At 35.3% G+C, this 25604-nt stretch carries 27 protein-coding genes and 1 tRNA gene; 9 read left to right on the top strand and 19 right to left on the bottom strand.

Annotated features, from left to right (window positions below):
- Positions 1–131: 131 nt before the first annotated feature.
- From infC to PFY09_RS02265, 8 genes are all read left to right on the top strand, one after another.
- A complete protein-coding gene (infC, locus tag PFY09_RS02300) occupies positions 132–632 on the top strand; it encodes a translation initiation factor IF-3 (RefSeq protein WP_175608770.1) in 501 nt (166 codons plus the stop codon).
- 261 nt (positions 633–893) lie between these two features.
- Positions 894–1715 carry an alpha/beta fold hydrolase gene (locus PFY09_RS02295; protein ID WP_185204507.1) on the top strand — a complete coding sequence of 274 codons (822 nt, stop codon included), beginning with the start codon at positions 894–896 and terminating at the stop codon, positions 1713–1715.
- A 504-nt stretch (positions 1716–2219) separates the two neighbouring features.
- Positions 2220–2417 (top strand): 50S ribosomal protein L35, encoded by a 198-nt coding sequence (rpmI, locus tag PFY09_RS02290; protein WP_076390550.1) that lies wholly within the window; start codon positions 2220–2222, stop codon positions 2415–2417.
- A gap of 120 nt (positions 2418–2537) precedes the next feature.
- Positions 2538–2882 (top strand): 50S ribosomal protein L20, encoded by a 345-nt coding sequence (gene rplT / locus PFY09_RS02285; RefSeq protein WP_029293267.1) that lies wholly within the window; start codon positions 2538–2540, stop codon positions 2880–2882.
- Positions 2883–2986: 104 nt separating this feature from the next.
- A complete protein-coding gene (locus PFY09_RS02280; protein WP_271161278.1) occupies positions 2987–4162 on the top strand; it encodes a M28 family peptidase in 1176 nt (391 codons plus the stop codon).
- Positions 4163–4264: 102 nt separating this feature from the next.
- Positions 4265–5440 (top strand): M28 family peptidase, encoded by a 1176-nt coding sequence (locus PFY09_RS02275; RefSeq protein WP_271161277.1) that lies wholly within the window; start codon positions 4265–4267, stop codon positions 5438–5440.
- A 98-nt stretch (positions 5441–5538) separates the two neighbouring features.
- Entirely contained in the window at positions 5539–6714 is a 1176-nt protein-coding gene (locus PFY09_RS02270) for a M28 family peptidase (protein WP_271161276.1), read from the top strand.
- Between the two features lie 80 nt (positions 6715–6794).
- Positions 6795–7712 carry a M28 family metallopeptidase gene (locus PFY09_RS02265; RefSeq protein ID WP_271161275.1) on the top strand — a complete coding sequence of 306 codons (918 nt, stop codon included), beginning with the start codon at positions 6795–6797 and terminating at the stop codon, positions 7710–7712.
- A gap of 54 nt (positions 7713–7766) precedes the next feature.
- Here PFY09_RS02265 and PFY09_RS02260 read toward each other — a convergent pair whose 3' ends face one another.
- From PFY09_RS02260 to PFY09_RS02180, 17 genes are all read right to left on the bottom strand, one after another.
- Positions 7767–7907, bottom strand: a complete 141-nt coding sequence (locus tag PFY09_RS02260; protein WP_271161274.1) for a hypothetical protein — start codon at positions 7905–7907, stop codon at positions 7767–7769.
- A gap of 193 nt (positions 7908–8100) precedes the next feature.
- The gene (gene hisIE, locus PFY09_RS02255; protein ID WP_271161273.1) at positions 8101–8688 is read right to left on the bottom strand and encodes a bifunctional phosphoribosyl-AMP cyclohydrolase/phosphoribosyl-ATP diphosphatase HisIE; all 588 of its coding nucleotides are present in this window, start codon (positions 8686–8688) and stop codon (positions 8101–8103) included.
- Positions 8685–9437 carry an imidazole glycerol phosphate synthase subunit HisF gene (gene hisF / locus PFY09_RS02250; protein ID WP_271161272.1) on the bottom strand — a complete coding sequence of 251 codons (753 nt, stop codon included), beginning with the start codon at positions 9435–9437 and terminating at the stop codon, positions 8685–8687. Before hisF ends, hisIE begins: the two co-directional genes overlap by 4 nt.
- The gene (gene hisA, locus PFY09_RS02245; protein WP_271161271.1) at positions 9430–10152 is read right to left on the bottom strand and encodes a 1-(5-phosphoribosyl)-5-[(5-phosphoribosylamino)methylideneamino]imidazole-4-carboxamide isomerase; all 723 of its coding nucleotides are present in this window, start codon (positions 10150–10152) and stop codon (positions 9430–9432) included. The genes hisF and hisA overlap by 8 nt, the downstream gene beginning before the upstream one ends.
- 8 nt (positions 10153–10160) lie before the next feature.
- Positions 10161–10739 (bottom strand): imidazole glycerol phosphate synthase subunit HisH, encoded by a 579-nt coding sequence (gene hisH / locus PFY09_RS02240; protein ID WP_271161270.1) that lies wholly within the window; start codon positions 10737–10739, stop codon positions 10161–10163.
- Complete coding sequence (gene hisB, locus PFY09_RS02235) at positions 10739–11833, bottom strand: bifunctional histidinol-phosphatase/imidazoleglycerol-phosphate dehydratase HisB (protein ID WP_271161269.1); 1095 nt, start codon at positions 11831–11833, stop codon at positions 10739–10741. The genes hisH and hisB overlap by 1 nt, the downstream gene beginning before the upstream one ends.
- A gap of 66 nt (positions 11834–11899) precedes the next feature.
- Positions 11900–12925, bottom strand: a complete 1026-nt coding sequence (hisC, locus tag PFY09_RS02230; RefSeq protein ID WP_271161268.1) for a histidinol-phosphate transaminase — start codon at positions 12923–12925, stop codon at positions 11900–11902.
- Positions 12912–14204 (bottom strand): histidinol dehydrogenase, encoded by a 1293-nt coding sequence (hisD, locus tag PFY09_RS02225; RefSeq protein ID WP_271161267.1) that lies wholly within the window; start codon positions 14202–14204, stop codon positions 12912–12914. Before hisD ends, hisC begins: the two co-directional genes overlap by 14 nt.
- Before the next feature lies 1 nt (position 14205).
- Entirely contained in the window at positions 14206–15063 is an 858-nt protein-coding gene (gene hisG, locus PFY09_RS02220; RefSeq protein ID WP_271161266.1) for an ATP phosphoribosyltransferase, read from the bottom strand.
- Between the two features lie 244 nt (positions 15064–15307).
- Entirely contained in the window at positions 15308–16402 is a 1095-nt protein-coding gene (locus PFY09_RS02215; RefSeq protein WP_271161265.1) for a glycosyltransferase family 4 protein, read from the bottom strand.
- Positions 16399–17175 (bottom strand): polysaccharide deacetylase family protein, encoded by a 777-nt coding sequence (locus PFY09_RS02210; RefSeq protein WP_271161264.1) that lies wholly within the window; start codon positions 17173–17175, stop codon positions 16399–16401. The genes PFY09_RS02215 and PFY09_RS02210 overlap by 4 nt, the downstream gene beginning before the upstream one ends.
- Positions 17176–18105 carry a glycosyltransferase family 2 protein gene (locus PFY09_RS02205; RefSeq protein ID WP_087710078.1) on the bottom strand — a complete coding sequence of 310 codons (930 nt, stop codon included), beginning with the start codon at positions 18103–18105 and terminating at the stop codon, positions 17176–17178.
- A gap of 2 nt (positions 18106–18107) precedes the next feature.
- Positions 18108–19289: a glycosyltransferase family 87 protein gene (locus PFY09_RS02200; RefSeq protein ID WP_271161263.1), complete on the bottom strand. Its 1182-nt coding sequence runs from the start codon at positions 19287–19289 to the stop codon at positions 18108–18110.
- Positions 19290–19294: 5 nt separating this feature from the next.
- Positions 19295–19891, bottom strand: coding sequence for a hypothetical protein (locus PFY09_RS02195; RefSeq protein WP_271161262.1), 597 nt, complete (start codon positions 19889–19891; stop codon positions 19295–19297).
- 77 nt (positions 19892–19968) lie between these two features.
- Positions 19969–20781, bottom strand: coding sequence for a 2,3,4,5-tetrahydropyridine-2,6-dicarboxylate N-succinyltransferase (locus tag PFY09_RS02190; protein WP_076390279.1), 813 nt, complete (start codon positions 20779–20781; stop codon positions 19969–19971).
- Between the two features lie 511 nt (positions 20782–21292).
- Positions 21293–21859 carry a C40 family peptidase gene (locus tag PFY09_RS02185; protein WP_408640196.1) on the bottom strand — a complete coding sequence of 189 codons (567 nt, stop codon included), beginning with the start codon at positions 21857–21859 and terminating at the stop codon, positions 21293–21295.
- A gap of 421 nt (positions 21860–22280) precedes the next feature.
- Positions 22281–22658: a hypothetical protein gene (locus PFY09_RS02180; RefSeq protein ID WP_271161260.1), complete on the bottom strand. Its 378-nt coding sequence runs from the start codon at positions 22656–22658 to the stop codon at positions 22281–22283.
- Positions 22659–23086: 428 nt separating this feature from the next.
- Here PFY09_RS02180 and PFY09_RS02175 point away from each other — a divergent pair, with 428 nt between their 5' ends.
- Positions 23087–23566: a hypothetical protein gene (locus PFY09_RS02175; RefSeq protein WP_271161259.1), complete on the top strand. Its 480-nt coding sequence runs from the start codon at positions 23087–23089 to the stop codon at positions 23564–23566.
- Positions 23567–23891: 325 nt separating this feature from the next.
- Here PFY09_RS02175 and PFY09_RS02170 read toward each other — a convergent pair.
- Positions 23892–23965, bottom strand: a tRNA-Ala gene (locus PFY09_RS02170).
- Between the two features lie 200 nt (positions 23966–24165).
- On the bottom strand, positions 24166–25581 hold the full coding sequence (locus PFY09_RS02165) for a TolC family protein (protein WP_076390281.1): 1416 nt from the start codon (positions 25579–25581) through the stop codon (positions 24166–24168).
- Positions 25582–25604: the final 23 nt, after the last annotated feature.

The raw sequence follows: 25604 nt of genomic DNA, 5'->3' as shown, positions 1-25604 counted from the left end.
AATAACTGAAAATTACTTTTTATTCAGAATGATTGATAAAAATAGAAGTTAACCAATAAAATTATAATACAATAGCACAAAGATTTAACAACAGGGGCCCACAGAGACGTCCGGTACAGGAGGACGCACACTTGATCAACGATAAAATTCGTGTGAGAGAGCTTCGTTTGGTGGGCGATAACGTAGAGCCGGGAGTTTATCCTACTGATAAGGCAAGACAGATTGCGCAGGAGCAGGAATTGGATCTTGTAGTAATCTCCGATAAGGCTGAACCGTTTATTGCAAGGATTCTGGACTATAAAAAGTTCTTATACGAGCAAAAGAAAAAGCAGAAGGAATTAAAAGCTAAGCAGGTAAAAGTAGTTGTGAAAGAAATCCGTTTCGGACCTCAGACAGATGAGCACGATTACGAATTCAAAAAGAAACATGCTGAGAAATTCCTTGAAGAAGGTTCAAAATTAAAGACCTACGTATTTTTTAAAGGACGTTCGATTATCTTTAAAGACCAGGGAGAAATCTTACTTTTAAAACTTGCTCAGGAATTGGAGCACGTTGGGAAAGTAGACCAGCTTCCTAAGCTTGAAGGAAAAAGAATGATTATGATGATGAGTCCTAAAAAACCAGCTAAATAATCTACAGCCGGATCTACGGATCTGAAACTAAAATATACAGCCTCAAATTATTTTTGAGGCTTTTGCTTTTATAGCAATTTAATTTTAATGAATCAGATTAAAGTTATGTTATAAAATTTACATTAATTATTAAATATTTTTTAATTTTTAACATAGATCAAGATTATTCATTTAATTTACTACTACATTTGCTTTAGAAAATAAGACAACAGTCAACTTATTTAAGAATTAAAATTGAATAACAAATTAAACAACAAAGCAATGAGTACATTAAAATTAAAAGACGGAACAGAAATTTTTTATAAAGATCAGGGAGAAGGACCAGTATTGATGTTTCACCATGGATGGCCTTTATCTTCTGATGACTGGGATGCACAGGTGATCTTCTTTTTGCAGAGAGGTTACAGGGTAATTGCTCACGACAGAAGAGGTCACGGACGTTCCAGCCAGAATATTTATAATCATACGATTGAACAATATGCTTCTGATGCCGCAGAATTGGTAGAATTTCTGGATCTGAAAGATGTTATCCATATCGGACATTCTACAGGAGGTGGTGAAGTGATCCGCTATGTAAACAAATATGCCAACGGAAGAGCAAAAAAAGCAGTATTGATAAGCGCTGTTCCTCCGGTAATGGTAAAAAGCGAAAACAATCCGGATGGCGTTCCGATGGAGGTTTTTGACAACATCAGAGATCAGACTTTAAATAACAGAAATCAGTTTTTTATGGATTTAACGGTTCCTTTCTACGGTTACAACAGAGAAGGTGCCGTAGTGAAGCAAGGTGTACAGACCAACTGGTGGAGACAGGGAATGATGGGAGGAATTGTGGCTCATTATGACGGAATCAAAGCTTTTTCTGAGACAGATTTTACAGAAGACCTGAAAGCTGTTGATATTCCGGTACTGTTGCTGCACGGTGAAGACGACCAGATTGTGCCTATTGAAAATTCCGCTATAAAATCTGCTAAACTATTGAAAAACGGTAAGCTGATTACTTATCCGGGATTCCCTCACGGAATGCCTACTACTGAACATCAAACGATTAATAAAGATCTTCTGGAGTTTATTGAGGCTTAATTTTTTCGACATACATAATACATATAAGTAAAAGCAGCAATCAGAGTATTATGGTTGCTGTTTTTTATTTCAAGCGGCTTTGCCGGAACTTTTCAGTAATTTTTATTCAAAAATATTTACAAAGTTTGTCATCCTGAAAGGATACCAACAATACATTGAAATACTGTGTTTAGATGCTTTCAGTATGACAGATATTATGGATATTCGTTTACTATTTATATTGGGAACTGCCACTCTAGCCCTGATTGGAACGACATCCTTTTTGGTTGCGGGCGGAGCTAAGCGGAGTCCGCAACCAAAAAGATACAGTGGAAAGCAGGAAACAGCTTCAAATAAAATTTATCTCACAAAACGGTAATATATAAAGCTTCATACACTTCCCTATTCTATTCAAAAAATCTTTTTCAAATCTCGAAATTTTTCTGTAATTTTGCAGACTATTATTCCGGGCAATCGGAAATAGCCAAAACAGATATTGATAACAAAACAATAAAAAGCAAAACAATGCCAAAATTAAAAACGAAATCAGGTGCTAAGAAACGTTTTGCTCTTACCGGATCTGGTAAGATCAAAAGAAAGAACGCTTACAAAAGCCACATCTTAACGAAGAAAGAAACGAAGCAGAAGAGAAATCTTACTACGACTTCTTACGTTGCTGCTGTGGACGAGAAAAGCGTATTGCGTCAATTAGCAATTAAGTAGTTTTTATAAATCTATAGTCGGTTTATAAGAATTCAAACAAATTCAACATTTTAACCCTGAAATGGAGCCGCTAAGAGTAATGAAATAATTACCGCACATTTCAAAAAAACAATTTAAATTATGCCAAGATCAGTAAATTCGGTAGCTTCAAGAGCTAGAAGAAAGAAAATTTTTAAGCACGCTAAAGGTTATTTCGGAAGAAGAAAGAACGTTTGGACGGTAGCTAAAAACGCGGTAGAAAAAGCAATGCAATATGCTTACCGTGGTAGAAAAGAGAAGAAAAGAAACTTCAGAGCACTTTGGATCACTCGTATCAACGCGGGAACCAGAGAGCACGGAATGTCTTACTCTCAGTTTATGGGGGCTCTTAAAAAGAACAACATTGAGCTTAACAGAAAAGTTTTAGCAGATTTAGCAATGAATCACCCTGAAGCTTTCAAAGCAGTTGTAGATCAAGTAAAATAATGTAAAATTTTTGTTATCAATATAAGTCCCAGGTTTTTTGCTTGGGATTTTTTTATTATTTACATTTGCGTAATATTATTAAATTTATAAAATTTTCCTTTAAAGTGAAAAAAATAACTACTCTTCTGCTGTTTTCATTAGGAACATATGCATTTCAGGCTCAAAGTTTTATTCAGGCTTATCAGAACAGAGCCAATTTGGTTACCCAGTCCAATATAACAACGTTACTTCAGGAATTTGGGAATCTTGGCGTAAAAACAACGGGTTCTACTGCCAATACCAATGCTCTGAACTGGCTTAAAGCAAAATATCAGTCTTACGGTTATACAGCAAGTCAGATCGTAGAAGATCCGTTTACTTTCGGAAGTTCTACAAGTTCTAAAAATTTAATTATTACCAAAACAGGAACCGTTTATCCGAATACGTACGTTATTATTTGTGGGCATTACGACACGATTACCGGTCCCGGAGTAAGCGATAACGGAAGCGGAACTTCTATTATCCTGGAAGCGGCAAGAATTTTAAAAGACATTCCGACAGAGTATTCTATTAAATTTATCCATTTTTCCGGTGAAGAACAGGGATTACAGGGAAGTGCACATTATGTAAACAGTGTGGTTTTCCAGAACAGTGTCCGTCAGTTAAACATCAAACTGGTTTTTAATTTAGATCAGGTAGGTGGAAAAATAGGCAATTCTAATGTTGCCATCAATTGTGAAAGTGACCAAAGCGGACAAACAGGAAACAATGCAGCTTCTCTTTCCGTTACACAGCAGCTTGCAGCATGTACAACGCTGTATTCACCATTACAGACGGTAATGTCGAACGCCTACTCTTCCGATTATATGCCTTTTGAAGCAAAAGGAGACATTATTACAGGCTTTTACGAAACGGTAAGAAGTTATAATGAACATACCGTAAACGATACTTTTGCCAATGTAGACCCCACTTATGTTTTCAACGTAGGAAAGGCGGCTGTAGGAGCTTTACAGCATTTTGCAACAGCCTCTACAAGTTTACTGGCTACGGACGAAAAAGCGGTAAATCATTTAGAATCTGTAAAAGTCTATCCCAACCCGACAAAAGACTTTTTAAATATTGAGCTTCCAAAAGATGTTAAAAACTTCAGTCTAGAAATTTCGGATATGAACGGAAGACTTATTTTAAATAAGGAAAACGAAACTAAGGTAAATGTTTCAGGATTAACAAACGGAACGTATATCGCAACGATTAAAACAAAAGACCAAAAAGCGGTAAGAAAAGTTATTATCGGAAAATAATCTTTTGGTCTGCATAACAATTAAAATCCTGAACTTTTGTTTAGGATTTTTTTATTGTTACATTTGCACATTATTATTAAAAATATAAAAATTGATCATCAAGTGAAAAAAATCCCTACATTTCTGCTCTTTTCTTTATCTGCTTTCAGTTTAAATGCGCAATCTTTTATTCAGGCGTATCAGGACAGAGCCAATATGGTAACCCAGACCAATATTACTACAAATTTACAGGAATTTGCCAATTTAGGGATCAAAACAACAGGTTCTACAGCCAACAACAATGCATTCAACTGGCTTAAAAATAAATATCTGGCTTTCGGATATTCTGCAGCCCAGATTTCGGAAGATGCTTTCACTTATAACGGCAACAGTTCAAAAAATTTAATCATAACTAAAACAGGAACGGTTTATCCTAATAAATATGTTATCATTTGCGGACATTTCGACAGTATTAACGGTCCCGGAGTAAACGACAACGGAAGCGGAACCTCCATTATTCTGGAAGCTGCAAGAATTCTTAAAAATGTTCCTACGGAATATTCGATTAAATTTATTCATTTTTCAGGCGAGGAACAGGGGCTGATTGGAAGCTCGCATTATGTAAACAATGTTGTATATCAGAATAATATCAAACAATTAGATATCAAATTGGTGTTTAATCTGGATCAGGTTGGCGGAAAAATGGGCAATAACAACAATACGATCTATTGTGATGAAGATCAGGGAGGTTTATCCGGTAACAACGCAGCATCATCAGATGTTACCCAGCAATTAAGAAACTGTACGGCTCTCTATTCTCCGCTTTTAACAGCGGTAGATCCGGCTGAAGATACAGATTATATTCCTTTTGAGGGAAAAGGTGAAGTAATTACAGGCTTTTTTGAAAGAATCAGAAGTAATTATCCTCATACTTCAAACGATACATTTGCCAACACAGATCCTGTTTATATCTACAATGTCGGAAAAGCTTCTGTTGGTGCTTTGCAGCATTTTGCAGTAGCATCAGCTTCTTTATTAAAAACAGAAGAACTACTTTCCAACAATCCATTGGAATTAATAAAAATCTATCCCAATCCGGCGAAAGATTTTTTAAATGTTGAACTTCCGAAAGACGTTAAAAACTTCAGTCTTGAGATTTCGGATATGAACGGCAGACTTGTTTTAAACAAACAGAATGAAACGAAAGTAAATGTTTCAGGACTAACAAACGGAACGTATATCGCAACGATTAAAACAAAAGACCATAAAGCGGTAAGAAAAATAATGATCGGAAAATAATTTTTGATTCTCTATAAAATTAAAATCCTGAACTTTTGTTTAGGATTTTTTTATTATTACATTTGTATACCAATCAAATTACAAAAATTAATATCAAAATGAAAAAGACTTCTACATTTCTGCTGTTTTCTTTATCTGCTTTAAGCTTCAATGCACAATCTTTTATTCAGGCTTATCAGGACAGAGCTAATATGGTGACACAGACCAATATTACTACAAACTTACAGAATTTTGCCAATCTAGGGATTAAAACCACGGGTTCCACAGCAAATAATAATGCTTTCAACTGGCTTAAAAATAAATATCTGGCTTTCGGATATTCTACAGCCCAGATTTCGGAAGATGCCTTCACTTACAACGGCAAAAGTTCAAAAAATTTAATCATAACTAAAACAGGAACCGTTTATCCTAACAAATACGTTATCATTTGCGGACATTTCGACAGTATAAACGGTCCCGGAGTAAACGACAATGGCAGCGGAACATCCATCATTCTGGAAGCTGCAAGAATTTTAAAAGACGTTCCTACAGAATATTCAATTAAATTCATCCATTTTTCAGGTGAAGAACAGGGGCTAATTGGAAGTTCACATTACGTAAATAACGTTGTTTATCAAAATAATATTAAGAAATTAGACATTAAATTAGTCTTTAATCTGGATCAGGTTGGCGGAAAAATGGGCAATAATAACAATACGATCTATTGTGATGAAGATCAGGGAGGTCTGTCGAGCAATAATGCAGCTTCAGCAAACGTTACACAGCAATTGCGAAACTGTACCGCTTTATATTCTCCTCTTCTAACGGCGGTAGATCCGGCTGAAGCTACAGATTATATTCCTTTTGAAAGAAAAGGCGAAATTATTACAGGCTTTTTTGAAAAAATAAGAAGTAATTATCCTCATACTTCAAACGATACATTTGCTAATACAGATCCTGTTTATATTTATAATGTAGCAAAAGCTTCTTTGGGAGCTTTACAGCACTTTGCAGTAGCAGCAAATTCTTTGCAGAAAAAAGAAGTGTTACTTTCTGGAAATTCTATAGAATCTATAAAGATCTATCCCAATCCTGCGAAAGATTATTTAAATGTCGAACTTCCTGAAGATGTTAAAGATTTCAAGCTTGAAATTTCAGATATCAATGGCAGGCTTGTTTTAAATAAGGAAAATGAAGCAAAAGTAAATGTTTCAGAATTACCAAACGGAACGTATATCGCAACAATTAAAACAAAAGACCAAAAAGCGGTAAGAAAAATAATTATTGGAAAATAATCAACGGTCAAGCAAAATTCTGAGCTTTTCCTCAGGATTTTTTATTTCTATATTTGTAAAATAGTAAACTAATTTCCAATATGAATTTCAAAAAATTAACAGCCATTTTTCTTTTTTCGGTAACAGCCGTTGGATTTCAGGCACAAACATTTATTCAGACTTATCAGGACAGAGTTAACTTATTAAAAAAAGAGGACATCGTATCTAATTTAAAGGAATTTGAAAAACTGGGTGTTAAAACCACAGGTTCTGTAGAAAATGACAACGCCCTGAACTGGATCAAAAATAAATATTTATCTTACGGATATTCCGAAAACCAGATAGAAGAAGATCCTTTTTCCATAGGAAAATTAAAATCTAAAAACCTGATCATTACTAAGAAAGGAACCTTATATCCTGACAAATACATCATTATTTGCGGGCATTTCGACAGTATTAACGGTCCCGGAGTCAACGATAACGGAAGCGGAACGTCCATCATTCTGGAAGCCGCAAAAATCCTGAAAGACATTCCAACTGAATATTCCATTAAATTCATTCATTTTTCAGGAGAAGAGCAGGGATTGTACGGAAGCAGACATTATGTAAATGAAGTCGTTTATCAGAACAAAACCAGGCAGATTGATATAAAAATGGTCTTCAATCTGGATCAGGTTGGTGGTAAAAAAGGGATGTTCAACGATACCGTATTTTGTGATGAAGATCAGGGAGGAAACTCAAAAAATAATGAAGCTTCTAAACAGGTTACCAAAGAATTGATGACCTGCACAACTTTATATTCTCCATTACAGGTAAAAATCGATCCCGCAGAAGATACCGACTACATCTCTTTTGAAAAAAAGGGTGAAGTAATCACCGGATTTTTTGAATATCTCAGAAGCGATCTTCCTCATACTGCGGATGATACTTTTGCGAATACTGATGTTCAGTATGTTTTTAATATTGGTAAAGCGGCAATCGGAGCATTGCAGCATTTCGCTGTCGCATCGAAAAAATAGAGATAATCAAATTGTTCTAAAAAAGCCAGCCGAAAAATCCGACTGGCTTTTCATTTATCCGGCTCTTGTACCGCCTTTTGCAGTATCAGAATTAGGAGGTTTTACTTCTTTTACTTTTCCCTTTTCAGGGTTAATTTTTCCTTTACTTTCCGGTTCGGTTTTGGATTGCTGATTTTCATTGTTGTCTTCTTTCATGGGATAATTTTTTAATGAATTGTATTTAAAACACATAAGTGACAAAAATAAGCTGAAATTTCATTTAAAACAGTTAAAAAAATCTTCGATTTTATTCTTCTGATAGCTTTGAATATTCTAATTCTTGCAACATAATGGTCTTTTGCCTCTTTTGCGGTTGATTCTTAATGAGTTTAGAGATAAAAATACAACTTTATCGGTTTCTGGAAAGCAAAATTTCTTCGATATCTTTCAGTGTAAAATTCTTGGCTTTCAGTAAAATCAAAAGGTGATACAGCAGATCTGCCGCTTCATTTTTAAATAAATCATCATTGCTGTCTTTGGCTTCGATCACCACTTCTACGGCTTCCTCTCCCACTTTCTGAGCCATTTTATTAATTCCTCTCTGAAATAATGAATACGTGTAAGAACCTTCGGTTTTTTCATCAATTCTTTGGCTTATTTTTTCTTCCAGTTCATACAGAAAACCTTTAGAATCTTTATCGCCAAAACAACTGAAACTTCCGGTGTGGCAAACAACATTCGTAGGAATTGCCTTAATTAAAACCGTATCCTGATCGCAGTCTGTCGAAATATTTTTAACCTTTAAAAAATTTCCGGACTCCTCACCTTTTGTCCAGAGTCGGTTCTTGGAACGGCTGAAAAAAGTTACAATTCCTTCTTTTTTGGTTTTTTCAAAAGCTTCTTCATTCATGTAACCCAACATTAAAACCTGTAACGTTCTGTCGTCCTGAATAATCACCGGAACCAAACCTTCACTTTTATTAAAATCGATATTCATCGTACTGCAATTTTTTTAATTTTCAAATTATTTTTAAGATCCTGAATCTGTACTTCTCCAAAATGGAAAATACTTGCCGCCAAAGCTCCTGTTGCTTTGGTCTGATTAAAAACTTCCTCAAAATCTTCCATTTTTCCTGCACCTCCGGAAGCAATGACAGGAATATTGATACTTTCGGAAATTAACTTCGTTATTCTGAGATCAAATCCGTTTTTTGTACCATCGCCATCCATTGAAGTAAGAAGAATTTCTCCTGCTCCCAGTTCTTCTGCTTTCTTTGCCCAGTCTAATGTTTTCAGATCCGTTATTTCCCTTCCTCCTTTCACATGAACCCAATCGGATCCGTTCACTAATTTCGTATCAATTGCAACCACAACACACTGGCTTCCGAATTCTTTTGACAACTCTGAAATTAAAGCCGGATTTTTAACCGCCGAAGAATTGATACTGATCTTGTCTGCTCCTGCTTCCAAGAGTCTTCTTACATCTTCCACCGTAGAAATTCCTCCACCGACCGTAAAAGGAATACTTAATTCTGCTGCGATTTTCTGTACCAGTCCGGCAAAAGTTTTCCGTTCTTCTATCGTTGCGGTAATATCCAGAAAAACCAGTTCGTCTGCGCCTTCTTTTTCATATCTTTTGGCAAGTTCTACAGGATCTCCCGCATTTCTTAATCCTTCAAAATTAATTCCTTTTACCGTAGTTCCGTCTTTGATATCCAGACACGGAATGATTCTTTTTTTAAGCATTTTCAATAAAATTTTGGAGTTGCTGCAAACTGATTTTTCCTTCATAAATTGCCTTTCCTATAATTGTTCCGGAACAGCCGATCTTTTTCATCTGTCCGACATCTTCAATACACGAAATTCCGCCGCTTGCAATTAACTGAACTGCTGTCTTTTCTACAATTTCTCTGTACAATTCATCCGATGCGCCCTGAAGCATTCCGTCTTTGGAAATATCCGTGCAGATCACGTTTTTAATTCCTTTATTTTTATATTTGAGAATAAAATCAATCACATCCAGTTCGCTTTCTTCCAGCCAGCCCGAAGTTTTTATCTTACGGTTTTCGCAGTCGGCTCCGAGAATAATTTTTTCCGGACCATATTTTTCAATCAGATCAAAACAGAAATCGGGATCCTGAACCGCAATACTTCCAATCGTAATCTGCTTTGCTCCCGAACTGAAAGCTATCTCAATGTCTTCAAGAGTTTTCAGTCCGCCCCCGAAATCAATTTCCAGAGAAGTTTCTTTCGCAATGGTTTCTAAAACTTTTTGGTTAACAATATGCTTAGATTTTGCACCGTCAAGATCCACCAAATGAAGATATTGTATGCCAAAACTTTCAAATTCTTTGGCGACTTCAAGCGGATTTTCATTATATATTTTTTGGGTATCGTAATCTCCTTTCGACAGCCGGACGCATTTTCCGTCGATAATGTCTATAGCGGGAATAATTTTCATATTCAGTTTTATTGTTTTAAAAAGTTTTCCAGTAAACGGCTTCCAACATCTCCGGATTTTTCGGGGTGAAACTGCATCGCATAAAAATTATCTTTTTGCAGAGATGCACTGAACGGCAGAATATAATCGCAGATCGATGTCGTATTTTCAGATAATTCGCAATAGAAACTGTGAACGAAATACACATCGCTGTTTTCTTCAATCCCTGAAAATATTCCGGATTTAAAATCTGAAATCGTATTCCATCCCATGTGCGGAACAATATTCTTTGCAGGAAACTTTTTTACATCGATATCAAAAATTTCCATCCCGACTGTATTTCCTTCTTCATTATTTTTACACATGAGCTGCATTCCCAGACAAACGCCTAAAACAGGCTGTTTTAAAGTAGGAATTAACTGATCCAGACCTTTTTCCTTTAACAATTTCATGGTGGAAGATGCTTCACCCACTCCCGGAAAAATCACTTTGTCGGCTTTTCTTATCAGGTCAAAATCATCCGTAACAATAGATTCTACCTTCAGTCTGTTTAATGAATTCTGCACGGAACTGAGATTTCCGCCGTTGTATTTGATGATGGCAATCATTATAAACTTCCTTTGGTTGATGGTAAATTAAAATTCTTATCCGTCTGTTTTACTGCCATTTTTACCGCTTTGGCAAATGCTTTAAACACAGATTCGATCTTGTGGTGTTCGTTATCACCTTCCACTTTAATGTTGAGATTACACTTTGAAGAATCGGTGAAGGATTTAAAGAAGTGATAAAACATTTCAGTCGGAACATCGCCAATTTTCTCACGTTTGAAATCCGCTTCCCACATTAACCACGGTCTTCCTCCGAAATCAATCGCAACTTGCGCCAAACAATCATCCATCGGAAGCAGAAAACCATAACGTTCAATTCCTTTTTTCTTTCCTAAAGCTTTTAAAACAGCTTTTCCAAGAACAATTCCCGTGTCTTCAATCGTGTGGTGTTCATCAACCTGCAAATCTCCCTTGACATTAATTTTTAAATCTAAATTTCCGTGTTTGGAAATCTGTTCGAGCATGTGATCAAAAAAGTGTAATCCGGTTGAAATTTCAGAAGCTCCGCTTCCATCAAGATTGACTTCAATTTCAATATCAGTTTCATTGGTCTTTCTTGAGACTTTGGCTTTTCTCGGAATATTCGTCAAAAACTGTGCAATTTCACTCCAGTTTTCCGTCGTTAAATCGGCTTCTTCATTCTGAACTTTACTGATCAATATGGATTTTGAGCCTAAGTTTTTCGCCAACTGAATATCTGTAAGCCGGTCTCCGATCACAAATGAATTTTTAAGATCGTAATCTCCGTAAATATATTTCCCCAACATTCCGGTTCCCGGTTTTCTTGTGGGCAGGTTTTCGCTTTCAAAACTTCTGTCAATCAGAATATCACTGAAAACAATTCCTTCATTTTCAAAAGCTTTTAACATTTTTTCCTGTGGTTTGATGAAATCCTCATAAGGAAAACTTTCGGTTCCCAGACCATCCTGATTGGTTACCATTACCAGTTCAAAATCAAGTTCTCTGGCAATTCTGGAAAGATTTTGGAAAACTCCGGGATAAAATTCCAGTTTTTCAAGAGAATCAACCTGAAAATCAATGGGCGGTTCTAAGATTAAAGTTCCATCACGGTCTATAAATAATACTTTTTTCATTTTACTTTTCTTTTACTTTTTCTACACCTAACAGGTTTTTAAAAATCTGTCAGGTTTCAGATTTAATTAAATACTTTTTAAGACGTTAATCAGCTTATTGTTTTCTTCTCTATTACCCACATTAATTCTAATGCAATCCGGAATCTGCGGACTTCTTTTGCTCGTCAGAATTTCATTTTCCAGCAATTTCCGGTACACCTTATTTACGTTTTCAAACTGAATCAGGAAGAAATTAGCATCGGTTGGAAATATTTTTTTTATACAATTTACCATCTCTAATTCATTTCCTAACCAAGAGATTTCATTTAAAGTATTTTCTATATTTGAATTTATAATCTCTTTATTAATAATAAGTTCTGATATTTTATTTAAACTTAAAGAATTAACATTGTATGGAGATTTCACCGTATTGATCAGTTGAATAATCTCTTGTGAAGCATATGCAATTCCGACTCTTGCTCCTGCCATTCCCCAAGCTTTTGAGAAGGTTTGAAGAACGATAAGATTGGGAAACTTCTCCAACAGTTCAACACACGATTTCTTTCCTGAAAATTCAATATACGCTTCATCAACCACAACAATTCCCTCAAAATTCTGAATGTAAAATTCAATATCTTCGATTGAATTTCCGGTAGGATTATTGGGCGAACATAAAAAGAAAACTTTTGGTTTTTCTTCGTTTGAGATTTTTAAAAACTCTTCTTTATCGATTTCAAAATTTTTATTCAGATTCAGTTTGACCACTTTATTTTCATTCACCGAAGCATAGAATCCGTACATCGCAAAAGAAGGATTCATCATCAGAACAGCATCTTTTTTCGGTTCACAAAAAACTTTCACGATAAGATCAATCAGTTCATCGCTTCCGTTTCCAACTGCAATCTGCTTAGCCGAAACATCTTTCAAAACTGCCAATTTTTGTTTCAATTCTTTTTGAGTAGAATCCGGATAACGGTTCAATTCTCCGAACGCGCTTTCATTCGCATCCAGAAAAACAGGGTTTTCAAATGTATTGTTGTCCCTGAAACTCACATAAGGCTGCAATTCCAGAATATTTTTTCTTACTAAATCTTTGATATTAAATTCTTTCATTCTGTTCTTTTAATCTGATACTTACTGCATTTTTGTGAGCGAATAATCCTTCTGCTTCCGCCATTATTTCAATGGTTTTTCCTAAATTTTTCAATCCCTGTTCCGACAGATTCTGGAAAGTAATTTTCTTAACAAAACTGTCAAGAGAAACCCCGCTGTAATTTTTCGCAAAACCGTTCGTAGGAAGGGTGTGATTGGTTCCACTCGCGTAATCTCCCGCACTCTCACAAGAATAATTTCCTAAGAACACAGAACCTGCATTCTGAATTTTCTGAATATAATTTTCAAAATCATTAACGGCTAAAATCAAGTGTTCCGGAGCGTACAAATTGCTGAATTCCAAAGCTTCATTAATTGAATTCAGTAAAATAAAGTAGCTGTTTTTCAAAGATTCTGTTGTCATTTCATTTCTTGGAAGTGCTTCAAGCTGTTTTTGGGTTTCCAGAATGGTTTCATTAAGAATTTTCTCGTCTATGGACAGGAAAATCACCTGACTGTCGCTTCCGTGTTCTGCCTGAGAAAGCAAATCTGCTGCACAGAATTCAGGAACTGCTTTTTCGTCGGCAATCACAAGAACTTCACTCGGTCCGGCAGGTATATCGATGGCAATATTGTAGTTTTGTGCATATTCTTTAGCGGCAACAACATACTGATTTCCCGGCCCGAAAATTTTGTAGACATTCGGAATACTTTCAGTTCCGAAAGTCATTGCTGCAATCGCCTGAGCGCCTCCTGTCTTGAAAATCTGCGTTACTCCGCACAATTTTGCCGTATATAAAATGGCAGGATTTACATTGCCGTTTTTATCGGGCGGCGTACAGAGAATAATTTCTTTACAACCCGCTAACTGAGCCGGAATAGCAAGCATTAAAACCGTAGAAAACAACGGAGCTGTTCCTCCCGGAATATAAATTCCTACTTTTTCAATGGCTCGGTTTTCTCTCCAGCAAACCACTCCTTTTGTTGTTTCTATTTTTTCGACCGTCGGAATTTGTGAAACGTGAAACTTGGTAATATTCGATTTTGCTTCCTGAATGGCTGTTTTCAGTTCTTCACTGATCAGATTTTCAGCGGTTTCAATTTCTTCTTCAGAAACTTTAATGTTGTTTATTTCAGCGGAATCAAATTTTTTAGCAAAATCAATCAACGCCTGATCTCCGTTGTTCTTCACTTCATCGAAAATTCCGGCAACGATTTCTGTTAATCTTTCTCTTTTTATAACGGGTCTTTTTGTTAATTCAGACCATTGTTCCCTTTCAGGATATCTTTCTACCTTCATATTAAATCACCATTTTATCGATTGGAATTATTAAAATATCCTGCGCTCCTTTGTCTTTCAGTTCATCAATCACTTCCCAGAAACGCGCTTCGTCTATCACCGAATGAATGCTGCTCCATCCTTCTTCCGCCAACGGAATTACCGTAGGACTTTTCAGCACAGGAAGCGCTTTTGAAACTTCTCCGATCTTGTCGTTCGGAACGTTCATGAGAATATATTTTGAATTTTTTGCTTTAAGAACGGCTTTAATTCTGAAGAGAAATTTTTCAAGAATTTTGGTTTTTTCTTCATCCAGTCTGAATGTTTTTGCCAGAACGGCTTCAGAAGTAAGGATAGTAACGGTTTCTCTTAATCCGTTTTTGAAGAGGGTACTTCCTGAGCTTACAATATCGCAGATTCCGTCGGCAAGTCCAATGTTCGGGGCGATTTCTACAGAACCTGAAATAATGTGAATGTCTGCGGAAATATTGTTATTATCCAAAAAGTTTTTCAGGGTATTCGGATAAGAAGTGGCAATTTTTTTTCCCTGAAAATAGGAGATATCATCAGTTTCAATTTCTTTCGGAACAGCCAGAGAAACTCTGCATTTTGAAAATCCTAAAGGCTGAACGATTTCAATTTTTTTCTGTTTTTCTACCAGAAGATTTTCTCCTACAATGGCAATATCTACCACTCCATCTTCCAGATACTGAGGAATATCCGAATTTCTGAGATACATGATTTCCATCGGAAAATTTTCTACGGAAACTTTTAACTGGTCTTTTCCGTTGTTGACGAAAATACCGCAGTCTTTTAAAAGCTGAAGAGATTCTTCGTAAAGACGACCGCTTTTCTGTATGGCTATTTTTAATTTACTCATTTCACTTTTTTGTTGTGTCTGAGTAAAAAGATGGTTTGGAAATAAATTGCCCGGGATGAATTTACAAACAAAAAACCGCCTGTTTACTCAGACGGTTTTAATTATTTTGATTTTTAACATATGTACTTATCAATCAATTCCGTCTTAGCAGAGATGATGATAATGATGTACTGTTAAAAAATTCGGTTTCATTGTTGAAAATTGTGGTACAAATGTAGGGCTTATTTTTAAACTGCCAAAAAAATTACAAAATAATTTTTCGGTAAAGATTCATCAGGTTATTGGCAATCGGTTCGTCGTTGAACTGCTGAACGAAGTGAAAACCTTTATCAGCACGGCGTTTACGTTCGGATTCGTTGTCCCATAAAAATTTAATTTTAGACTTAATATCGAGATAATTTTCCGGATCTACATAGACGGAATCTGGTCCGCCCGCTTCGGGAAGACAGCTTGTATTGCTTGTAATAACTACTGTTTTTGAAAATAATGCTTCGATGACGGGAATTCCGAAACCTTCGAAAAAGCTTGGATAAACGAAGATATCGGCAAGTTTGTAGATTGCAGCGAGTTCATCCATGGAAACTCCTTCGAGAAACTGCACGCTGATTTTATGCTGCTGAACAAACTGTTCCACTTTCCTGAAATATTTTGTTTTTTTGCCGACAACGACCAACGGAATATTGGTGTCTTTCAATGCTTTTACCACATTGAGAAGATTTTTACGTTCTTCGATGGTTCCGACATTGAGAATGAATTTTTCCGGAAGACTGTATTTTTCTTTGGTTTTCTGAATGAATTCTTCGGATTGCTGTTCTTTAAACGCTTTATGACATCCCTGATAAATGACTTCGATCTTCGATTCGGGAACTTTTAAAAACTGGATAATATCGCGCTTGGTCTGTTCTGAAATGGCAATGATTTTATCGGCAGAATTTGCGGCTTTTCTGAATTTCCAGAAGTGAATTTTACGGTCGAAAAAGGAATAATATTGCGGATATCTTTCAAAAATAAGATCGTGAATGGTGACAATTTTTTTGATGGGTTTTCTATCCCATTTCAAAGGCAATTCGCCGGATAATCCATGAAAAATATCGGCGTTCTGTTTCTGCGCATCCTTCCCCATTTTAAACTGTCGGGACATTTTTCCTTTGGAAGTTTCCACAAAATGAACGTTGGAATTTTCTAAAATATCCGAACCTCTTTCCGATTTGTTTTTGTTGAGCAGAATGTATTCGTTTTCAGGGAAATACTGTGCTAAAATTCTAACGAGATCGCGGGAATAGTTTCCTAAACCTGAGGTGTTGTGAAAAAATCTTTTGGCATCAAATGCTATCTTCATGGCTGTATTTGTTTTTGAAATTCCTGAATTGTTTCGAATGAATAATTTTTACTTTTTAACCATGTAAGAAATTCATCGAACCTTTTTACCATCTCTACTCCTGAATTTTTCACGGTAAAACCGGGTAATTTAAAGGCTTCATCTTTTATTTCGGCAAATTCCCACGGATGAAAGTAGATGTTGAGATATTTGTCTTTTTTCAAAACGTCTGAGGCTAGTTTTTTGTAGAAAAACAATGGAAAATTGTGAAAACTCAGCCAAAACAACGGGATTCTGAAATTGGGTGAAACGGAAGCCGGAATCTGCACGACTTTTCCCTCGTTAAAATAAGTTCTCGATACTTTTAAATTATTATATCTTCCAGGAAGATAGGTCGGATTGATAGACGAATTGTAAGAGTATCCTGCGTTTTCCACGGCATTTTTGCTTACAGGCATCATTCTTGGCATTCTGAGTCCTGTAACCTGCGTTGAAAACAGTTCTTCGAGCCGTTCTTTGGATTCTTTAAGGTGTTTTTCTTCAAAATCTGAATGAAACCATGTGTGAGAAGCTAATTCGTGACCTTCATTTAACAGTCTTCTGATGAGTTCTTTGCTGTTTTCCGCAAAAACTACGGTTGAAAAGAACGTTGCTTTTGCATGGTGTTTTTTGAGAATATCTAAAATTCTTTCGACGCCTTTCTGTGAAATTGAGATTTGCTGTTCAAAGGAAATTTCGCCTTTGTATTCGAATGGCATATCAAATTCCTCGATGTCAAAACTTAATAAAACCATTTAAAAATTTTTATTTTTGATGATATAATTTGGTCTTTCTTTTACCTGTTTGAAAATTTTGCCTAAATAAATTCCCATAATTCCTAAAATAATCAGTTGCAGACCGCCAAAAAATACGATGGTCATAATTAAGGAAGCCCAACCTGAAATTTCGGTTTTTGCCACAAAGGAATAAATGACATACAAACCGTATCCGACAATTGAAAATGCGGAAAAAAGAAATCCTAAATAGGCTGCAATATACAGCGGTTTTACACTGAATGCCGTAATCCCTGTAAATGCAAAAGTGATCATTTTCTTGAGGTTATAGCTGCTTTCGCCTGAAAGTCTTTCATTGGCTGTAAATTCGATTCCGGTCTGTTTAAAGCCCATCCAGCTTGTTAAACCCCGTAAAAAGAGGTCATCCTCGTTGAAAGTTCTCATGACTTCTACCGCATTCGCATCCATCAGTCTGAAATCTGAACCGCCTCCTTTTGTTAAATTAACATCGGACAAACTCGACAGGATTTTATAAAAAAAGTCGGATGTTTTTCTTTTAAAGTAGGAAATCTGCTTCGGATAGGTTCGAATAGTAAAAACAATGTCGTAGCCTTCTTCCCATTTCCGGATCATTTCAGGAATCATTTCAGGGGGATGCTGAAGATCGCCGTCCATGGAAATGACTGCATTTCCGAAAGCATTATCCATTCCTGCTTTTACCGCAGGTTGATGCCCGAAATTACGTGAAAATTCAATGAATTTTACTTCGTCATATTTTGCGGAAAGTTCTTCGAGCTTCTGCTGGGTTTTGTCGCGGCTTCCGTCGTTCACGAAAATAATTTCAAAGCCGTAATCATCCAGTCCATCAAAAACTTCTTTAATTTTCTGATGTACCAAAGCCACGTTGCCTTCTTCGTTATGCGCAGGAATTACAATTGAAATTTTTTTCATAATCAGTTCAGGCTGTAGTCTTTTTCGAAGTCTTTTGTTACCAGTTCATAAATGATCCTGAACCAGACAACGATGCAAGGTAAAGCTTTTAGGGAATATTTAACAATATAATTCTGTTTAATAAATTTCGGAAATAAGTCTGATGGTGAAAAACAGGTCAGAATAATTACAAAAATCAACATGGCATAAACAATCGGTGTTCTTTTTTTCTGAAGGAAAAACCAGATCATCACTCCCGCTACTGCAATAATGTAGGTGGGAGATTCTGATCCTGAACTGAACAATACTAAAAAAAGTAAGGTTGAAGCCAGAATCATCAGTTGATATGCGTAATGTTTGTACTGTTTAATTCTTACATACGGCAAAAAGAATAAGGGCGCTCCGAAAGCCATAAAAGTAAGGTTGGAAATTGAAGCATCCTGCAAAATTCTTCTTACAAATCCCATTAAAGAAATGTCCTGATAAGAATCCAGACTTTGATTGAGTCCGTTTTTTTCAGCCAAAGAATGGAACCAGTCTGTATAGCTCTGTACAACGAACTGCGGGCTGGAAATTGCCATCGGTAATACAAAAAATAAAGCCGCAATTGCAATTCCGGACAGAATAAATTTGAGCTTGTTTTTGATAAAGAAAAACTGCGAAAGTCCCAAAATTCCGTACAGCTTTACAAATACTCCCACTAAAATGGCTGTAGCAGACTGTACTTCTTTTTTTTCATAAATAAAAATGGCAGACAGCATAAGCAGTCCCACCAAAGCGATATTGAACTGAAGACTTACCGCTGCTGTAATATATTCCTGAAGACAAAGCAGGGCAAAAAGTGCTTTTTTAGCGTCTGAAAACGGAAGTTTGTAAATGGCAAACAGAAAAATGGCTGCGTTGGCAACATTCCATAATGAAATTCCAAGCCAATCGGGAATCAAAGCAAAAGGAGCAATCAGAATACTGAAAAATATTCCATAATGATTGGCATCTAAGTATCTTTCGGGATACTGCAAGTAGAGATTTTTCTGCTCGAAGGTATTCACGAAAACATTTTTGAAGATCAGATAGTTATTAATCGCCTGTGGTCCTCTGAAATATTTGGATAACGCCGTTGCAACAGCTATAATAAGATAAACCCCAAATATGTATTTAGGGTTTAAAATAATTGATAAGAATTTTTTTTTTAAGCTTTCATTCATAGCATCTAAAAAATATTTATATATGAAAGTTTGATATTATTTTTCATATCCTTTCGAAATAAATGTTGTGTCATCCAAAAATATTTATGAATACTTTCTTTATTACTTTTAAAGATCGAATCATAAAATTTATCATCTTTAGAATAATCTATATTACTTATAATTTCAAAACAGATTCCGTCAACAAGATCACCATTACTTAAAGACTGTATTTTTACTGTCATACTATATGTATTACCGTCACTATGTTGAAGAACCGCTTCTGTATTGTCGTTTTCTTTCAGATTTTTAAAATTAATTTTTTTTAAAAGCTTTCTAAAAACATCAGAAAATATTTTATCTTTATTTAACTCATAATCTTTTTCTAAAAGACCCGAATCAGATGAATCAGAATAAATATCACGGCTGTAACTCCAAATATCAACACGACTTGTTTCAATTGGAAATTCTAGGAAGTTCTGAATATCATTATCATTGAGTAAAGCTTCTCTGAATTTTTCCAGATTGTAAATTATGATTTCATTTTCAGTCGCTGTAGAATGTAGAGGACTTTTACTATCTACTATTTTGCTCTTTTCATTTTTCTTACTATTATATTCCAAAAAATACAGTTTATATGAAAAAAATATTAGTCCGAAAATGAAAATTAACAAAATAATTTTCCTAAACCTTTTCTGCATTAAACAGCAACATTATTCTCTCTCAACGCATCATTTAAAGACGTTTTTTTGTCTGTAGATTCCTTTCTTTTTCCGATAATCAATGCACATGGAACCTGATATTCTCCCGCAGGAAAGGTTTTGGTATAACTTCCCGGAATAACTACTGATCTCGCAGGAACTCTTCCTTTGATCTCAACCGGAGTTTCACCTGTAACATCAATAATTTTTGTAGATGCCGTTAAAACCACATTAGCTCCCAAAACAGCTTCTTTTTCAACATGCACTCCTTCTACAACGATGCATCTTGATCCTACGAAACAATCGTCCTCGATAATTACCGGAGCAGCCTGAAGCGGTTCTAAAACACCACCGATACCAACACCACCACTCAGGTGAACGTTTTTACCGATCTGCGCGCAGCTTCCAACCGTTGCCCATGTATCCACCATAGTTCCGGAATCTACATAAGCACCGATGTTTACATAAGACGGCATCATAATAACACCCGGAGCGATGTAAGCTCCTTCTCTTGCGATTGCATGCGGAACAACTCTCACTCCTTTTTCAGCGTAGTTTCTCTTCAAAGGCATTTTATCATGAAATTCGAACGGACCGACTTCAATCGTTTCCATTTTCTGAATCGGGAAGTACATTACTACTGCTTTTTTCACCCACTCGTTCACCTGCCATCCGTTTTCTGTAGGTTCTGCGGTACGAAGCTCTCCTTTATCCACCAAAGAAATCACCTCTCTAATCGCCTTCTGGCTGTCTTCATTCTGCAATAGTTCTCTGTTTTCCCAGATATTTTCAATAGTTTGTTGTAACGACATGTTTATTATTTAATTTAAATTGAAAAATTATACGCTGCCAAAGATACAAAAAAGATCAGCAAAACCTTTTGAAAGTATTTTGTTTAGAATGATTTTAATATTCCGGATGCTTTAAACAATGTTTTAATTTAATTGCATAAGCCACATACGATTTAAGTAAATCAAAATCGGCTAACGCGGAAATTTATGATATGTTTTGGCTAAAGCCAATTGTATTCTTAATTATTTAAAATGGGCTAAAGCCCATTTCTATTGATATATCAGATAATATGAAACGTTTATCTTTAGAACATTGCCGCATTACAGATATCAATCCGTAGGATTGATGGTTGGTTTCTTTATTACTATTTCTACACAGATTCTGCTCCTAAAGGAGCAAAACTCTTTTACTTTAAAAAGTTTATGCTTTTATGCCTTTTTGTGTATTAAGGTAATACAAAACAGTTTTAATGTTTTGATTATCAGAAGGTATTAAAATTCCTTTATTTACAAAACAGCTAAGCAACTTAAACTACAGAACTCTCTGCGCGTGAAGATAGGCTTTGTTCCAGTAGGTTTCATTTAAGGAAGAAATAATAACGCCTTTGGATGTGGAAGCGTGAATAAATTTGACTTCGCCGTCACTTCCGATGTCGTGAACGATCCCGACGTGTGAAACTCTGCTTCCTCCTGCTGTCGCAAAAAACAGAAGATCTCCCGGCTTTACATCTTTGATGTCTATCTGAGATCCGGCTTCTGCCTGATCTGCGGATCTTCTCGGAAGTTTGAAGTCGTTTTCCTCAAAAACTTTTACGGTAAATCCGGAACAGTCGAAACCTGAAGATGTGTTTCCACCGAATTTATAAGGCGCACCCAAATATTTTTCTGCGTCTTTCAGGAGCTCGTTGATGGATTTTGAAATTTTCCCGTCAAATCTGGAATCGAGTTTTCTGAGGTTTTCAGATTTGGTAACGGTTTTGGTAACCGGAGTTTTTTTTACAACGTTTTTTGAACTTCCGCAGGAAATGATAAATACGGAAAAAAGTGATACAATAAATATGTTTTTAACAAACTTTTTTTTGCCTAAAAATCTATTCATCATATTTCCCTGAATTTTACAATCTATACAAATATAATAAAATTATGCTTTCGCAGAGCTTAAGTAAGAAATACCACAAAAATTTTAAGACTATTCATTTGAGTGATATTATTTTTTTAAACTCAAAGAATGCGAAGTTTTCTTTTTAAAATTGTCTGTTGATTTTTTAGCCTAACAAAGACATTAGATGTTTAAACTTTTTTACCACAAAAGATTTAAACACTTTAGTTTTTTAAGTTTAATTTAATTGAAAAAAAAGAGCATATAAGTTAAAAAATTTTTAATTTTTTAACTTTGCAGGCTTTTGAAATAGTTTAAATAAATCCAATAAAGTCTTTTTCATATAACCGCTGCTTAAAAACTTAATAAAAAAAGCCATCCCAGAAGGATAGCTTTATTATATTTTATGTAAAAAATCTTTTTATTTTGAAGTTTTAGCACCTTTCCATGTTCCGGCTCTTGTAGGCGTAGGAACTGCATTAGACCATGTTCCTGTAGCTTTTTTGTCTTCTCTTGTGAAAGTTCCTCTGAATTCGCCATCTTCAGGAAAACCGATCGTTGCAACAAGGTCTCCGGATTCGCTAAGATGTCCTGAAATATAATAGTTTTCTGTCGTCTGATTAGAATGTAATGTTCCGGTTACTTTTCCGTCGGTAGCTACCACTACATTCCAGTCGCCTTTTTCGGTTCCTTCGTACGTTCCCGCCCAGGTTCCGATGAAATCATAAATTGTATCTTCATCTTTGCCACAACCAACGAATAAGAAAGCTGTTAATAAAAGTAAAAATATTTTCTTCATAGTTTACAAGTAGTTAAACAATTTTTGTGGAGAATACGGTGAATAGAAACATCAATTTTAGAGTATCAGTAAGATATCCAGTATAAAAAGCGCATTAAACCACATAAATTGTTGTTATTATTGTTAATTTTTCGGTGTAAAGATAATAGATTGTTACTAATTCTGTTACTTTTTTTGAAAAAAATTTGAGTACTTTTTATATCTTCATCTAATCAAAATTTCATTAATCGTTTAGAAATCTATAAAGTAAGCGGTTGAGAGAATTTAAAGAAAGAATTATCAGTATAAGTTCTGATATAATGTATCAGGTTCTGAACGTTACACTTATAATAATTTAGCTTTTAAAACTTGATTTTTTAAAATCAGGAAAAAGGTTTCCCGTAAATGGATTTATAAAGATTTTGTATATTGTGAGAAAACTTTTAAACATGAAAAATATAAATTACCTACTATGCTTAGTCACACTTTTATTTTTATTTAATTGTAAATCTCCTGAACAAAAATTAAAAGACAAATTTATAGAAAATTCAAATAAATTTTTGATAGAACTAAATGAGGATAAAGAAATTTTAGATATTAAAATAGAAAAAATTGATACTATTAATGAAAAAAGGGAGTTGCTTATGGTTTCTGCTATTTTACGAAATGCTGTTTTAAGTAATGATAATGAAAACGTAGAGAATCTTTATAAAAAATCAATCGAATTAGAAAGATTGGGATACATCAATAAATCAAAACAAATCATAGGTTACAATGTGAATTTTTCTTATAAAACAAAAGATAGATATAATATGGTAGAATTTAACAAACAACCTCTTCCGTTTTATAATAACGGAGAATTAATGAACATTGTTAACTACAAAGAAAAACTTTTAGAAAAATATCATGTTTTACATTTGATTAAATAAAAGATACTGTCTCAAAAGGCAGCTTTTCCACGTTTAATATAAAGAATTTCACAAACACTATACCTAAGCTTCGCAAGTTTTGAGAATTAAGAATATGAAAAAGTTATGGTTTTAGTATTTATGATCTTTTCCAAAGTGATTATATTTGAATGTAAAGTAATTCTTTTCATTCGAATATTTGAATTGGTTATAAAAAATTTATTTGTTATAACCAAAATTTAAACTTTCATATGTACTAATCTGTTACTTTTTTTGTTACTGATTAATACGCGTCCAAAAAGCTATCTTCCTGTAAAACCCTTTGTGGGATTGGGTTTGTCTATTGTGGAGAATACGGGGATCGAACCCGTCACCTTTAGACTGCCAGTCTAACGCTCTAGCCAGATGAGCTAATTCCCCCTATTTTTTCTTCAAAATTCCGAAGCCGTACAAAAGTAAGTATTTAAACCACATATACAAACATTTTATTACATTTTCTTTAAAAACTGATGGAAATATCTGTAAATATTTTAGCAGAAATGATTTTTTTAAGACCAAATAAAAAACGCATACAGAAATAAATCCGTATGCGCTTTTCTTTTTACTTTTATTGTCAGAATTTATTTCCAACCGCCGCCGAGAGCCTGATAAAGCTCTATTCCGGCTTTCATTTTACTGTACTGTGCATTGGCAATATTCAATTCTGCATTTAAAGAATTAACACTGGCATTCAGTACCTCAAGATAATTTGCCATTCCGTAGTTTACTAATTCCTGAGAATAGTTTACGGAATTTTTATAATTCACCAGTTCTTTCTGTTTTAAATCGATGTACTGATCCTGAACGGAATACACTCTAATGGCATCAGAAACTTCTTTTCCTGCGGTAAGAATGGCTTTTCGGAAATTCAGATAAGCGGTTTCCTGATTGGCAAGACTTACTTCGTAATTGGTTCTAATGGCTCTTTTGTTCAGCAACGGCTGCGCAAGACCTGCAACAACGTTCGCAAATAAAGAATTGACGCTGAAAAGGTGATCGATATCCACCGACTGAACGCCTCCGCTTCCTGTTAACTTTAAAGTCGGATAAAACTGTGCTTTTGCAGAATTTGTCAGTTCGAAAGCATTCATCAGATTATATTCTGCTCTTTTTACATCCGGTCTGTTGGATAACAGTTGTACAGGATATCCTAATTTAAGATCAATCGGAACATTCTGATTTTCCAAAGAAGAACGTTCAATGGTGTGAGATGGCTCTCCCATCAGAAGACTCATGGTGTTCTCCAGCAACTGAATCTGTGTATCAATATCAATCAACAAAGATTTTGCGTTGTACACCAAAGCTTCACTCTGCTGCACTGCAACTTCCGTTAAAGTTCCCGCCGTCTTCAAAGCTTTTGTCGTCTCTAAATTCTGCTCACGTACTTTAATGGTTTCTGTGATGATTCTTTTCTGGGCATCATAGGTAAGCAACTGATAATATGATGAAGCCACGGAAGCAATAAGGTCTGTTTTTACAGCTTTGTGAGCTTCCACAGTCCCTAAATATGTTGCTAACTGCGCTTTTTCCTGTGCTCTGAGTTTTCCCCAAATATCGGCTTCCCAACCAAGACTTGCCGTAATATCGAACTGATTTACATATCGTCTTTCTCCGATAATCTGCCCAAACTGGGTATTGATAGACTGTGTCTGGAATGTATAATTCGGTCCTATTGATAAGGTTGGCTCATACGCTGCCTTGCTTTGTTTTAAATAAGATTCTGCTGAAGAAATACTCTGTAAAGCAATTCTGATGTCCAGATTATTTTCCAAAGCCTTTGTAATATGTCCCTGAAGAACAGGATCTGTGAAAATTTCTTTCCAGGAAACATTCGCGATATTGGTGCTGTCTGTAGGAAGCATATCTGTACGGTAGAGTTTTTCGTCTACCACATTATCCGGTCTCTGGTATTCTTTCCTCGCCATACACGATGATACGGCGGCAAGAACAGCGACTGAAAATGTTATTCCTTTTATGATGTTTAAAATACTCTTCATTATTTGAAGTTTAAGGTTTAAAG

The sequence above is a fragment of the Chryseobacterium gambrini genome, assembly GCF_027920505.1.
Lineage (GTDB): Bacteria > Bacteroidota > Bacteroidia > Flavobacteriales > Weeksellaceae > Chryseobacterium > Chryseobacterium gambrini.
The sequence above is the reverse complement of the archived record's forward strand: the minus strand, read 5'-3'. Positions and strand labels throughout refer to the sequence as shown.